At 37.2% G+C, this 13,928-nt stretch carries 16 protein-coding genes; 8 read left to right on the forward strand and 8 right to left on the reverse strand.

Features of this window, described 5'->3' with window-relative positions; genetic code table 11:
• The first annotated feature begins 197 nt into the window (after positions 1-197).
• Genes pdsR through GKR92_01520 form a run of 3 tightly spaced genes read left to right on the forward strand, consistent with a single transcriptional unit; the run spans position 198 to position 3,505 of the window.
• Positions 198-899, forward strand: coding sequence for a proteobacterial dedicated sortase system response regulator (pdsR, locus tag GKR92_01510; GenBank protein QMU60443.1), 702 nt, complete (start codon positions 198-200; stop codon positions 897-899).
• Between the two features lie 6 nt (positions 900-905).
• Positions 906-3,110: a proteobacterial dedicated sortase system histidine kinase gene (gene pdsS, locus GKR92_01515; GenBank protein ID QMU60444.1), complete on the forward strand. Its 2,205-nt coding sequence runs from the start codon at positions 906-908 to the stop codon at positions 3,108-3,110.
• Positions 3,071-3,505, forward strand: coding sequence for a hypothetical protein (locus GKR92_01520; GenBank protein QMU60445.1), 435 nt, complete (start codon positions 3,071-3,073; stop codon positions 3,503-3,505). Before pdsS ends, GKR92_01520 begins: the two co-directional genes overlap by 40 nt.
• A gap of 15 nt (positions 3,506-3,520) precedes the next feature.
• On the opposite strand, the gene GKR92_01525 is transcribed toward GKR92_01520, so the two are convergent.
• Both GKR92_01525 and GKR92_01530 read right to left on the reverse strand, forming a co-directional pair.
• Complete coding sequence (locus GKR92_01525; protein QMU60446.1) at positions 3,521-4,192, reverse strand: HAD-IA family hydrolase; 672 nt, start codon at positions 4,190-4,192, stop codon at positions 3,521-3,523.
• Between the two features lie 378 nt (positions 4,193-4,570).
• Positions 4,571-4,951 carry a hypothetical protein gene (locus GKR92_01530; protein QMU60447.1) on the reverse strand — a complete coding sequence of 127 codons (381 nt, stop codon included), beginning with the start codon at positions 4,949-4,951 and terminating at the stop codon, positions 4,571-4,573.
• A gap of 143 nt (positions 4,952-5,094) precedes the next feature.
• Between GKR92_01530 and GKR92_01535 the strand changes: the two genes are divergently transcribed.
• From GKR92_01535 to GKR92_01555, 5 genes are all read left to right on the forward strand, one after another.
• The gene (locus GKR92_01535; protein QMU60448.1) at positions 5,095-5,634 is read left to right on the forward strand and encodes an isochorismatase family protein; all 540 of its coding nucleotides are present in this window, start codon (positions 5,095-5,097) and stop codon (positions 5,632-5,634) included.
• 13 nt (positions 5,635-5,647) lie between these two features.
• Positions 5,648-6,910 carry a tetratricopeptide repeat protein gene (locus tag GKR92_01540; GenBank protein QMU60449.1) on the forward strand — a complete coding sequence of 421 codons (1,263 nt, stop codon included), beginning with the start codon at positions 5,648-5,650 and terminating at the stop codon, positions 6,908-6,910.
• A gap of 323 nt (positions 6,911-7,233) precedes the next feature.
• Positions 7,234-7,761 (forward strand): SRPBCC family protein, encoded by a 528-nt coding sequence (locus GKR92_01545; protein ID QMU60450.1) that lies wholly within the window; start codon positions 7,234-7,236, stop codon positions 7,759-7,761.
• A 25-nt stretch (positions 7,762-7,786) separates the two neighbouring features.
• On the forward strand, positions 7,787-8,152 hold the full coding sequence (locus tag GKR92_01550; GenBank protein QMU60451.1) for a hypothetical protein: 366 nt from the start codon (positions 7,787-7,789) through the stop codon (positions 8,150-8,152).
• A gap of 35 nt (positions 8,153-8,187) precedes the next feature.
• Positions 8,188-8,631 (forward strand): GNAT family N-acetyltransferase, encoded by a 444-nt coding sequence (locus tag GKR92_01555; GenBank protein QMU60452.1) that lies wholly within the window; start codon positions 8,188-8,190, stop codon positions 8,629-8,631.
• Between the two features lie 9 nt (positions 8,632-8,640).
• Here the strand turns inward: GKR92_01555 and GKR92_01560 are convergent, their stop codons facing one another.
• The 6 genes from GKR92_01560 to GKR92_01585 are packed head-to-tail and all read right to left on the reverse strand — an operon-like array spanning position 8,641 to position 13,899.
• On the reverse strand, positions 8,641-9,315 hold the full coding sequence (locus GKR92_01560; GenBank protein ID QMU60453.1) for a hypothetical protein: 675 nt from the start codon (positions 9,313-9,315) through the stop codon (positions 8,641-8,643).
• A gap of 57 nt (positions 9,316-9,372) precedes the next feature.
• Positions 9,373-10,029, reverse strand: coding sequence for a hypothetical protein (locus GKR92_01565; GenBank protein QMU60454.1), 657 nt, complete (start codon positions 10,027-10,029; stop codon positions 9,373-9,375).
• Between the two features lie 14 nt (positions 10,030-10,043).
• Positions 10,044-10,853, reverse strand: a complete 810-nt coding sequence (locus GKR92_01570) for a hypothetical protein (protein ID QMU60455.1) — start codon at positions 10,851-10,853, stop codon at positions 10,044-10,046.
• 12 nt (positions 10,854-10,865) lie between these two features.
• Positions 10,866-11,492, reverse strand: a complete 627-nt coding sequence (gene ureG / locus GKR92_01575; protein QMU60456.1) for an urease accessory protein UreG — start codon at positions 11,490-11,492, stop codon at positions 10,866-10,868.
• A complete protein-coding gene (gene ureC, locus GKR92_01580) occupies positions 11,489-13,201 on the reverse strand; it encodes an urease subunit alpha (GenBank protein ID QMU60457.1) in 1,713 nt (570 codons plus the stop codon). Before ureC ends, ureG begins: the two co-directional genes overlap by 4 nt.
• Positions 13,202-13,203: 2 nt before the next feature.
• The gene (locus GKR92_01585; protein QMU60458.1) at positions 13,204-13,899 is read right to left on the reverse strand and encodes an urease subunit gamma; all 696 of its coding nucleotides are present in this window, start codon (positions 13,897-13,899) and stop codon (positions 13,204-13,206) included.
• Positions 13,900-13,928: the final 29 nt, after the last annotated feature.

The following is a 13,928-nucleotide window of genomic DNA, read 5'->3' on the forward strand; positions in this document are numbered from 1 at the left end:
TTTAAGTATGTTGTAGATATTTCAGGTTTGTGGTTACGTTGAGGGTATTAAATAAAACGCTTATGACGTTTTTGAGTGAGAAAATAGGCCTTTTGCTGTTTAAATGTGGCAAGAATAAGGCAATTCTTCCAAGTGACTGGTTTTGCAGTAATTAATCCGTATAGTTTTGTCTATCAGTATATAAATAAGAATTTGTTATGAGTCGACGTGTAGCTGTGATTGAAGATGAGTTTGCCCTAAGGGAGAATTATGCTGATGTGTTACGTAAACAGGGCTATAGCGTACAAACTTTTGCTAATCGGAAAGATGCTATGTCGGTGTTTGAACAACGATTACCCGATTTAGCTATTATCGATATTGGTCTACAAGACGAGGTGGATGGAGGATTTACCCTTTGTCGCTCGTTGCGTTCTATGTCTGAAACGTTGCCCATCATATTTTTAACTGCACGGGATAGTGATGTGGATACCGTAAGTGGTTTGCGAATTGGAGCAGATGACTACTTAACAAAAGACATTAGCTTCCCACATTTACTTGCACGCATTGCGGCTTTATTCCGTCGTCAAGATGCGATGGGTGAACCAACTACAGGTGAAGCAGTGTTGCAGCAAGGTGATCTTAGTATGGATACACAACGTATGGCTGCCATGTGGCAAGAGAAAAATGTTGATTTAACCGTAACTGAATTCTGGATGGTGCATGCGCTTGCAAAATATATCGGTCATGTGAAAAATCGGCAACAACTGATGCAAGAATCTCAAATGGTTGTAGATGACAGCACCATCACATCGCATATTAAGCGTATCCGTAAAAAATTTATTCAAATAGATACTAAATTTGACTGTATCGATACTGTATATGGTATGGGTTATCGTTGGAATTCTGGCGATTCAAAATAATTATATATGTCATTTCTTAAGCCAAGAATAGGCTTGCGTCTCAAGTTAGTTTTCTTATCTAGTTTCTTATTCGCCATTCCATGGTTGGGCTATAAGTATGTTTGGGAAATGGAAAAGTATTTGCGTAAAGGCCAAGAGCAAACTTTAGTGGGTACTGTAAGTGCTGCAGCAACTGCTTTACATGAACGTCCTAATCTTTTTAACTCACAAGCAAGTTTTTTAAGTGATGTGAGTAAAGGAAGAGATTTGTATGCAATTGATGTTTCAGATCCCATTCAATTAGATGGTGAATTGCAAGAATGGGAAAATTTCCAGTATCAACCACATTATTATGGGGATGATTATGTACTTGAAAGTAATTCTAAATATAATCCATCCTCACTTAGTTTTAACCATATGGTGGTTAAATATGAAGAATATCTATATGTAATGTTTGAAGTCATTGATGATTACATTGTTTATAGAAAAGAGAATAATTTTAATGTGCATCGCAATGATAATATTCAAGTTGCTTTCTTAGATAAAGAAGATCAATTTCAGCGTTATATCATCTCTAATGAAAACCCTGGCTGGATTAATGCCTATTTAACTAAACCAGAGGTTGGGAGTGTTTATCCAATACGGCATGAAAGCAAGATTCAGGGTAATTGGGTAGAAACACCGAATGGCTATAATGTTGAGCTACGTATTCCGCTTGAAATGATTGGTAGCAAGTTAGGGTTTGCTATTTATGACGTCGATAGTAGTCGTACTCGAAAGATAGACAATATTGTAGGAACTTCTGCCACACAAGAAGCTGACCAATTGGGAACTGTACTAGTGCCTTCGCCAGAAATTGAACAAATACTGAAAGGACTAGCGCGTTCGAATTCAAGAATCTGGGTGATAGACGCTCATCGCCGTGTTTTAGCCAGAATGGGTGATATTCGTTCTGCTACAGGCATTATGAATGATAATGAAGTCTATAAGCGAGATTCATTATCTTGGTGGCAACGTACTGAGAAAAAATATCTGCACCCTATATATTATAAATTACTTACTCGTCCACCGCAGGACTTTGTAGATGAACTGGAAAAAGCTACTGAGCTCGCAGGTTCGCAGATTGATGATGCAATTCTTGGCGAAGTTAAATCATCTTGGTATCTAACACCCGATAAAAAAGCAGTTGTACTATCAGCAGCGCACCCAATTTGGGTAGATGAAAAAGTTTTAGGTGTGGTGGTTGCAGAAGAGACGACAAATGGAATTCGCACGATCAGAAACAAAGCATTGGAGAGATTATTTAGTGTAATTTTAGGTGTGATGCTGTTAGGTACACTCGCGTTATTTTTGTTTGCATCAAGAATTTCGTATCGGATTCGAAAATTACGTAGTCAAGCTGAACAAGCCATTGATGAACAAGGGCGCATTCATACTGTCTTTAAAGGTTCGGGTGTGAATGATGAAATTGGTGATCTTTCAAGAAGTTTTTCAAGTATTGTTAGTAGACTGGGACAGTACAATAGTTATTTAGAAAATATGACGTCGCGTCTTTCGCATGAATTTCGCACACCCGTAACAGTAGTGCGTTCTTCTTTAGACAATCTTGCAATGCTGGAACATGATGCAGAAGCTAAGGTCTATATGGAGCGTGCGCAAGAAGGCATTAAAAGACTGAACGCTATTTTAACTAATATGAGTGAAGCCACGCGTCTAGAGCATTCATTGCAGTTAAGTGAAAAAGAAGTATTTAATTTATCTAAATTAGTACAAGGGTGCACGGAAGGATATAGAGCTGCATATAATGAATATTTATTTGAAACTGATATTTGTAAAATAGATTTACAAGTTAATGGTGTGCCAGAAAATATTTCTCAATTAATTGATAAAGTTGTGGCTAATGCAGTGGAATTTAGCAATACAAGCGAACCGATAAAGATAATGCTTAGTAAAGAGATGGGGCAAGCAAAGCTTACGATCATAAATAATGGGCCTTTATTATCACAAGAGATGCAAGGTAGGTTATTTGAGTCAATGGTTTCTGTGCGTGAACAAAGCTATAAAAAAGAATCTGGACAAAGTGAAGCTCATTTGGGAATAGGGTTATACATTGCGCGATTAATTGCTGAATTTCATCAGGGTCATATCACAATTGAAAATACTAGAGATCAATCAGGTGTAATCGCAACAATATGGCTGCCCATAATAACTACAAAGAAATTAGATTCGTGATGCGTATATGCATGAGCATGATTGCATTGTGTATGTTTTTATCTGCCTGCACTTCAGTTACAGAACAGGTAGATGAAGAAGGTGCCGTCGTACATATAGTGCTAATTTGGTTAAAGGAGTCAGGAAACCAAGGACATATTCAACGGATTATTGAGACTTCATCACAATTGAACGAAATTCCTGGTATTCTAGAAATGCGAGTTGGGAAGTCAATTTCAAGCGAGAGAAAGATTGTTGATGATAGCTTTGATGTGGCGTTATATATGATTTTCGAAAATCATACTTCTATGCAACAGTATTTAGTTCATCCTGAACATATAAATGCAGTCAAAACCGTCCTTAAGCCATTAGCTAGTAAAATTCGTGTGCATGATTTTACTTCAGTGGATCTTTAGGATATATGAATTATCTTAGTACGTTCTGTTTTCGTAGAGAGTTATTTCGTTTACTAAGTTTTCCATTTCAGTGATGATGTGATCTGCACCAGAATTGATTAGTTTTTGTTTTTTTACTAGATCTGCAAACCCAAATACAGTCATGCCTGCTGCTGCACCTCCTTCAACACCCAGTGGGCTATCTTCGATTACAAGACAACGACTAGGATCCTGACACTGCATGTTTTCTGCCGCATGTAAATATACGTCAGGATATGGTTTTCCGCGTAGTACGTCGGCAGTGCTAAAGAGCTTTCCTTCAAGATGTTTAAGTAAATTAGTTTTACCAAGAGTGGTCTGCATTTTTTCGTGAGATCCACCAGATGCTACGCAAAATGGGATAGACAGTTCAGCTAATAATTTTTCAACACCAGTAATAGCAGTAACAGATTTTTGTAAAGCCTTGCTTATATCATTTTGATAACGAGCTTCTAAACCAATGGGTGGTTTATGCCCTAACATTTCTTCAATTATTGTTAAGCACTTTTGCGAGGATATTCCCATAAAAGTGTCAATCAATTCATCTAAACTTAAGGATAGCCCACATTCTTCTTCTAGTACTTGAGAAAAAACTTCTGAGGTTACTCGCTCGCTATCTACCAATACGCCATCGCAATCAAAAATGATTAACTCAAAATATCTCACTATCTAAGTTTTTTTGATAAGAGTTAAATCGTGATAAGAGTTATTTTAAAATCGTAATCTAACAAGATCTAGATTTATGGTTTTGATACTTTGGAGATTTAAAGGTTACATACTTATATAGCCCTGCGAAAAGACTTAATAAAAGCATTATGGGTAATAATATAATCCAGCTTAATAGGACCAATAAAGCTCCAATGCCATTCTTTTTTTGTTCAGCATAGCGAAATATTTCTTCAGCGCCTATTTTAATTAGCGCTAAGGTGATAGCCGCTAGAGGTGCTGTTATAACTACAAATAAGCATATTATTAATAGTCTCATAATTAATATTATACATTGAATGCCTGCTTATCATCAAACGCAGGCATTCAGTTAGTTATAGTTTAAGTGCGTTTAGGCATTAAAAACCATAGAACAATCGCGACGGCAAATAGTGCAGGGATATCACCAAACAAGTTGGCATGTTCATGGCCATCACTAACTAGTGCTTGGATTAACATGACGCCACCGTGAGTGATGCTGGACCAAACTGTGAACCATAATAAGCTGCGATGTTCACTTGGATCTTTGGCTGCAAGTATCAAGAACACACCGAGCGTAGCGTAAATGATAACAATCATTTGCTCATACTCGCTTTGTCTTGGTCCCCAACCCCAGCTTTCGGGAGCGATATAGTTCATCATGGCGAAAACGCCAAATATGAAAAATAAACCTGTAATAATTAAAAATATTTTTAAGAGTTTTGCTTTGGTTTCTTCAGCCATAATTACCTCCATAAATAGCACGTTATATATGAATATTCGTCTGTGCTGATTTTTGTTATTGTGTCGTCTATTATAGATATTTATTATTAGATGTCATGTGGAATTCGGCATAAAATACACGTTCTTCAATATATAGATTAGTTATGAAACCAGCCTTACTTCTTGTTGATATACAAAATGATTATTTTCCAGGTGGAAATATGGAGTTAGTGGGTATCGATATAGCTAGTTCAAATGCAAGATTGCTTTTAGATAAATTTCGCGATCAAGATTTACAAACTTTTCATATCCAACATACTTTTCAAGACAACCAGGCAGGTTTTTTATTACCTAATACCGAAGGCTCTGAAATACATGGCAGTGTAGATCCATTGCCTAGTGAGACTGTTATCTCTAAACACTTTCCAAATAGTTTTCGCGAGACAAATCTTCTTGATCAATTAAAGGTAAAAAACATCACTGATTTAGTAATTTGTGGAGCGATGAGCCATATGTGTATTGAAGCTACTGCTCGAGCAGCAGCAGATTTAGAATTTAAATGTGTTGTTGTTCAGGATGCATGCGCAACTCGTGATATAGAATTTCATGGTAAAGAAGTGTCAGCTATTGACGTTCATAATGCTTCAATGTCTGCCTTGGACTTTGCATATGCAAACGTTGTAAATGTGGATGAATTAATTTGAGGATATAAATACCGTGAACCGGGCAGAGCGACGACGTCTTACTAAAGAAAGCCGCAAGAAAAATGTGGCACTACCAATTACGCACGATGAATTAATTTCGAATGCAGTTCAGCAACTTCAGCAAGGAAATCTCGAACAAGCAGATAAATTATTCAACAAATTAATCAGTTCAAATCCTGATGACCCCAATGCGCTACATTTTGGTGGAATCACAAAATATCAACTGGGTTCATACAGCAAAGCGCTTGAGCTTCTAACACACGCAACACAAGTTGCACCTAATTATGCAGAAGTGCATAACAGTCAAGGTATTGTCTTGCTTGAACAGCGAGAATTTGATAAAGCACGCCAATGTTTTCAACATGCGATTGATTTAAAGAGTAATTATGCAAATGCTTATACCAACTTAGGCAGCTCATTAAAGGGAATAGGGAAATTGCCCGAAGCATGTGCAGCTTACAGTAATGCTATATCGTTAGATCCCAATAATCGAGAAGCAAGCTACAAGCTTGCGGCCACTCATTTAGCAAATAATGAAGCTAACGAAGCGCTTGAAGCTGCAAACAATTGTCTAGCAATCGATCCTTATTGCCAAAATGCTAGTGCGTACAAAGCTATAGCATTTTCACAGCTTCAACGTCATTCGGAGTGGAATTTATTATACAACTTTGATGAGATGATTCATAAATTCCATATTCCAGTACCAAAAGGATATGAATCCTTACAGTCATTTAATGAGCACCTTGAGCAAGATGTCCGAAACCATGAGACATTGACGTGGGAACCATTAGAGCGCGTGACCAGTGGTGGCGCAGTTACAAAAGATATTTTATTAAATCCTTCAAATTCTATTCTGGCATTTGAGAAAACTTTACGATCTGCAATAGATAAATATCGAGATAATCTTGTATATAACAGTGAGCATGTTTTTTACTCTCGTTTGCCAAAAAAGTATCGTCTTACATTAATTGCGTCTATCTTAAAAGAAAATGGTAAGCATCCGCCTCATATACATGAAGATTCATGGTTAAGTGGTGTTTATTATGTAAGCGTTCCTTCTGCAGTAAATGTTTCTCCTGATAAGCGCGAAGGTTGGTTGGAGTTTGGTAGGCCTGATTATTTGGTGCCTGATGAGTTTGAGCCTTATGTTACTGCGATGAAGCCAGAAGAAGGAACAGCTTTATTTTTTCCATCCTATTATTTTCATGGAACTATTCCATTTACAGGATCAGAAGAAAGAATTGGAATCGCCTTTGATGTGTATCCAGCAGAATGAAATCTATCATTTTGGTATTCGTGATCTCTATACTGCATTTTTTTGTAGGAATTTGGTTATCAATTAGATCTTTTGGCCACGTATTTTCTGTTTTTGATTCTGGAAAAGATCTAACATTTATGGAAAAAATTAATTACTGGGTGGTAGAAATATTATTTTTTCCTATTGTAACGTTATTTGAAAAATCTAATTATGAAGGCGCAAGCTCGTTGGGCCAATATATCCCATTTATACTAAATAGCTTTTTGTGGGGTGTTTTTATTGTTTTTACTTACAAATTATTATTCAATAGAAATAAATAATAGTAATTATTGGAGTCTTATATGAAGCATCAATACAAAGTTAGAAAAAATAGAATTAAATATGTAGTGATTACATTATGTTTCCTTTTGGTTAGCTTAGGATATTCAATGAATCTTTATGCTGATCAACTAATGGTGGAGGAGAGGGTGCTTGTAAATGCGCCTGCCAAAACAGTTTGGGCACTTATTGGTGGTTTTCAGGTTTTAGATAGATGGCATCCAGCTGTACTTGCAACTACATTACTGGGTACAGGAAAAGATACTGGTGACATTAGAGTGTTAGCACTAGGGGATGATGTGCATATTGTGGAAAAACTTGAGTTATATGATGAAACTGAAATGTCTTTTCAGTATTCAATACTTGAATCACCATTACCGCTAGAAAATTACCATGCAGTAATAACTGTTAAAAGCGCTGCAGATAACGAAGCTGAAGTCATCTGGCAGTCCACCTTTAATGCAGTAGGTGCAAGTAATGATGAAGTCAAGAAGACAATAAGTGATATATATTTGGCAGGTTTAAATGCTTTAATTACACTATATAAATAATTTCTTAAATCTAGGGAGATGCCTTATGAGCGCATTAAATCATTTGGGACGATATGCTGAGGGTTGGACAAATGGAAATGCAGAATTAGTTTTGCAAGCCATTACCAATGACTATATTTTGGACGATCCCAATGTTGGAAAAATCTCAAAAGATAAATTTTCTGATTATCTAAATGATATGAAAGAAACGGTAAAAACACTCTGTAACGGTAATCTACCCGAACCATTTATGCAGCTTACAGAAGTGCTGACTTCGGAAGAGAATGACATAACGACGGCATCATGTGCATGGGAAATTCCTGGCACTAATATTAAGGGTGCAGGGCTAATAAAAGTTAATTCATCTGGCGTTTTTTCAGAAATATTAACCTATTACACTAGACTTGCTTAATGATTGTATCTAATGAATATAAATTAGTTTGAGTTATGCAGTTACGCGAAGCAAAGCTAGATGATATTCCTGAATTATGTGAGCTATTAAATTATTTATTTGAACAGGAAGAAGAATTTAAGCCAAATACTGAGGTTCAAGGCAAAGGTTTAAAGAATATAATTTCTAACTCAGATGTCGGTGTAATAGTAATTGCAATAGACTCAGATAAAATCATTGGCATGGTTAATATTTTGTATACCATATCGACTGCGCTCGGTAGTCGAGTTGCAATACTTGAGGATATGGTCGTTACTCCAAAGACACGTGGGAAAGGTGTGGGTTCAATGCTAATGAAATACTCGCTTGATTTAGCTAAACGAAATTGTTGTAAGCGTATTACTTTACTAACTGATTTTGATAATGAAGGGGCGCATCGTTTTTATCAAGATCACGGATTTTCCCGCTCTTCAATGGTGGCATTTCGGAAATCTATTTAAATAATTTTATTACATTATACTTAATATAATTTCTTTCTCGTCTGATATATAAGGTCTGAAAATTTCCTGTATTTCTTCAGCAGTAGATTTAATTATATCAACCGAAATATATTTATGCCCTTGAATTATGAACAGGCAATCTTTTGTATCTGTAGTGGTTTTAGTTTTATCACATTGTCTACAATCTAGTCTGCATAGTATTTCGTTATCATCGTCTATATAACAATACTCTCCGCTATTAACACTTAGTTGTTTCTTCTTACCTAGGGGAATGAATAACTCATCTCCTTTAGTGAAACATAATCTTACATTTCCATTTATATGGCTTAGGTCATGAGCGCCAATGGATACCTTGTTTTTGATTGCAATATAATTGTACGTGTCTACTATAAAATTGATTGGGCGTAATGACTTATGCTTGAAGAGTATCTTAATTAGACTTTCAGGAGATGCAATTAATGTATTGTCTGTGATGTTTACGTCTTTGTGCAGGTTTCGATAGCCAATAATGTTTTCATCAATTTGAAGACTTTCGATCGAGTGCTTTTGTAGATATTGAGTATAAAATTCTTCAATATTTTGTTTTAGTGAATCGTTATAGTGATGGTTATCTATGCCTTTGATAATAAGGAATGCAGCATGTATTCCGAGCACAGATACTTCTTCACATATTTTAAAATCCATACTTTATTAATATGAAAAATTAGTTAATATTTATAATTAAAAATAAGCAGGACGAGTCTATGTTAGTAGTGTGCTTATTTGAGCGCTTGACTGATAAAGTATTTTCATACCAATTAAGATCGCTAGTGTACCTGTTATTACTTTAAAGTACCGAAGTGGAATAATTTTGAAGTTCCGATGCATAGGCATCGTCATAAGAATTGAGAGTAATGACATGCTAATAATAAGGCCAAAACTAAACAGCGCTATATATGCAAATTTCAAATAAATCGAATCAATAGTCGTTGTTATCAGCGCTATGATGACACCAGATCCAGCTGCCCCATGTAATAAGCCTATCCCAAGTGATTTTAAGGATAATTTAGTTTTATTATTATTTTCTGTTATTTCTGATTCTATATGATTACTTCCTCTATCGTGAAGGAGCACCTTTGATTTATTAACAACATCAAACCCCATCCAAATTAAAACTAAGCCTATAATAAATTCGAATAGTACAAAAATATTTCTATCTATTTCAATATTTAGACCCATTAGTATCATGCTGAAGATAAATAGAGTAATGGTGTGGCCTACGCCCCATATGGCACCTTGCTTCGCAGTTGCAGATAAAGAATTAGATTGTGTTGAGACAGAGAGGACTGCTGCCATATGATCAGGCTCAAATGCGTGGCGAATGCCTATAGTGATTGCAAGTATAAATAATAGAGTCATTTTACAACGTATGTTTATTTTCTTCGAATGTTAGGTTTAGTGCCGATTAAAGACTCTCTAATATCCATCCATAGTTGAGTGATTGTCTTTTTTAAGTAATCTCCATCAGGGGCTAAAAACTTAATGATGATTCCACAGTTATTGGGTAAGAGAGTAGCTCCACCATATACGTTGCTATTGGATTTAATCGTTTCTTGCAACTGTTCCAATATATTCTCAGTGTTGATTGAACGATTGATGATTGAGATGGTTCCCATACCGATAAATTCTCGTCCAGCAGATAAAAAGTTTTTAGGATTTATTATGTAGACATCCTTAGCCAACAATTTCTTATTTTCATCATGTATTTGTAAATAACTATTTAATTGCTTGAATAGGTCATCTTCACCATTTAGAAAATGTAGTAAAAAGGCATCTGCGATGATGGCGGTACTAGTTTGGTCTGCAAATACATTGATTGTTGAACTCAGCTTAGAGGTTGGAAAGAGTATTAATGGATCGGATACATATTCTGTATATGAATTATCTGTGGCGTTAATATTGACGGTTTGGTGCGCATCACCTTTCGTCATTCCATGTACGATGGTGGAGGCTTGTGTAGTAACGTGGCTAAATGAGTCAGCGTTCGCTATAACATTGGTGGTTAAGTTTTCATTTTCATATATCCCGCCAGAAGCTGATTGAATGTAAATATTAGCCATCCCAGGCGGATCATTTTCAAGATATTGAGTTCTACATATATGAAAAGGATAGGATGCATATTGATTTTCAAGAAATGTCTTCCCATCAGCATTTCTGGCAAATTCTAATGATAAATTTGTCATTAATTTTCTACACTATTTAAAAAGTACGTTATTGATAATGTGGTTTGCCACATCTTCAATCCCTTGGCCTGTTTTACAGTTAGTGAGTACAAGAGGTTTGTCACCTCTAACTTCCTGTCCTTCTTTAACCATTAAATCAATATCTGCACCTACGTACTTTGCGATATCTACCTTATTAATTACGAGTAAGTCAGATTGCACAATGCCTGGGCCACGTTTACGTGGTATGTCATCACCTTCAGAAGTGTCAATAACAAACATCCAATAATCTACAAGATCTAAAGAGAAAGTAGAGGCAAGATTATCGCCACCACTTTCTATAAGTATGATGTCTAAGTTTTCAAACTTTTGATCTAATAAGTTTGCAGCTTGTATGTTTAGTGTTGGGTCTTCGCGTATGACAGTGTGTGGGCAAGCACCAGCCTCCACAGCCACCACACGTTCAGGCGCAAGTAAACCAGATTGTTGTAAACGTTTAGCATCTTCGCGTGTAACTAAATCATTGGTTACAATTGCAATTTCATTCCCACGATTAATAAAAAAAGGAATTAATTGTTCGATCAGTGCTGTTTTACCAGAACCTACAGGCCCACCAATGCCCACTCGCGCGGGACCGTTTTGAGAAGCTTGTTTATTCATCGAAGCATGTATCGTTGTGTTAATGGTAATGTTTCAGCGGGTTCGCAAGTAGCCAGATCACCATCAACAAACACATCGAATGTATTTGGGTTAACCGTAACTTTAGGGCAACTATCGTTGTGCAACATATGGCCTTTATTGAGCTTTCGAGTCCCTTGTGCACCAAGACAGGTTTTTTGAAGTTGTAACTTTTCGCCAATATTGGCATCTACAGCAGATTGATTGACAAAGTTTGCACTTAGTTGTTGTTTCGCATTACCGAAGGCTCCCCACTGTGGTCGCATCGCTAAGGGTTCACAAGTCATAAGTGATGCAGCACTATCGCCCATAGCAGACCACACTATGAAACCACCTTTTATAATTAACTCTGGTTTAATTCCAAAAAATGCAGGTTTCCATAACACTACATCAGCCATTTTTCCTTTCTCTAATGAACCAATGTGTTGATCAATACCAAATGTTCGCGCAGCGTTGATGGTATATTTTGCGATATAACGTTTTATTCTTTCGTTATCACCATTTTTAGTAGTTTCTTCTGCGAGTCGTCCTCGTTGGTCTTTCATTTTGCTCGCTAATTGCCACGTTCGACAAATAACTTCGTTAATACGTCCCATACCTTGACTATCAGAGCCCAGCATGGAAATGGCACCCAGATCATGCATTACATCTTCAGCCGCAATGGTTTGTGAACGTATTCGACTTTCTGCAAAGGCAACATCTTCAGGTATAGCAGGATTCAAATGGTGACATACCATAGTCATGTCTAAATGTTCATCAAATGTATTGACTGTGTATGGATTAGTTGGATTAGTAGAGGAGGGTAGGCAGTTGTATTCACCGGCCACTCGAATGATATCGGGTGCGTGCCCACCGCCAGCACCTTCAGTGTGATACATATGAATAGTGCGACCATTAATGGCCGCTAATGTATTTTCAACAAAACCACTTTCATTAAGTGTGTCGGTATGAAGTTGCACTTGAAAATCTAAATCGTCCGCGACAGAAAGGCAGGTGTCAATCACAGCGGGCATCGCACCCCAGTCTTCATGAATTTTTAAACCTAAACAGCCTCCTGCGAGCTGATCGATTAGGGATCTAGGTTTAGACGAATTGCCTCGACCTAAGAATCCAAAATTTATTGGCCATTGTTCAGAAGCTTGTAACATCTTGCCAACATTCCATGCTCCACCACAATCAATGCCGACGGTTATTGGACCCAATGACCCGCCCAGCATAGTGGTAATGCCTGAACCGATTGCGTGTTCGCATAATTGTGCACTATCAAAATGCACATGCACATCTATACCGCCAGGTGTTGCAATGAGACCTTCTGCATCACGCACCGTAGTCGCTGCGCCACAAACAAGATCAGGGTCAACATTATCCATCGTGGCAGGGTTGCCTGCTTTACCTACGCCTGCAATATTGCCTTCTTTAATTCCTATGTCTGCTTTAACAATGCCTAATACCGGATCGATAATTAGTGCGTTACTCACCAACATATCTAAGGACCCTGCGGCACTATCATAGCCAGGTGTTAATCCCAAGCCATCGCGTAACGTTTTACCACCGCCATGTAAACATTCATCGCCCGGCACGGCATAATCATGTTCTACTTCTGCAAATAGTGAGGTGTCACCTAGACGTACGGCATCCCCTTTGGTGGGGCCATACATAGTTGCATATTCTTTTCTTGAAATTTTAATCATTGTTATGCCCCTTTATATCCACGATTTTTAGCTTGTAGCAAGGCTTCTTGTTTTTTAACTTCGCTAGTAGTTGAACCATTGGTTAAGCTGTTTAAGCCATGTACTTCACCTGCACCGCCAAATTTAACCAGTTGTACTTCCTTACTTTCACCTGGCTCAAATCGCACTGCAGTACCCGCAGGAATGTCTAAGTGTTTCCCAAATGCATCTTTACGCTTAAAGTCTAATTCTGGATTGACCTCAAAAAAGTGAAAGTGGCTGCCAATTTGTACTGGGCGATCACCTGTATTAAGTACTTTTAATTTAATTGAACGCTTACCTGCATTAATTTTTATATCACCTTCTCCAGATATAATTTCTCCAGGTACGATATTCTCTTTTGTCTTCTTTTTACCTGATCGAATTGGCTCATGCACAGTGACTAACTTGGTGCCATCAGGGAAGGTGGCTTCAACTTGAAGCATATGCATCATGTCTCCTACACCAGGCATGACATCGTCAGTAGTGAGTAATGTCGAACCATAACTAATCATTTCTGCAACGCTTCGACCATCTCTTGCACCTTCACATATTTCATCAGCGATAATGGCGGTTGCTTCAGGATAATTTAATTTCAATCCTCTATTTCTTCTTTTTCTTGCAAGTTCGGCTGCAGTGTAAATTGTTAAACGCTCTAATTCAGTGGGTGTGAGTAGCATGGTTTATCTCCGAATCTTTTTAATAATAA

It is taken from the genome of Gammaproteobacteria bacterium, from assembly GCA_014075255.1.
Lineage (GTDB): Bacteria > Pseudomonadota > Gammaproteobacteria > UBA4575 > UBA4575 > JABDMD01.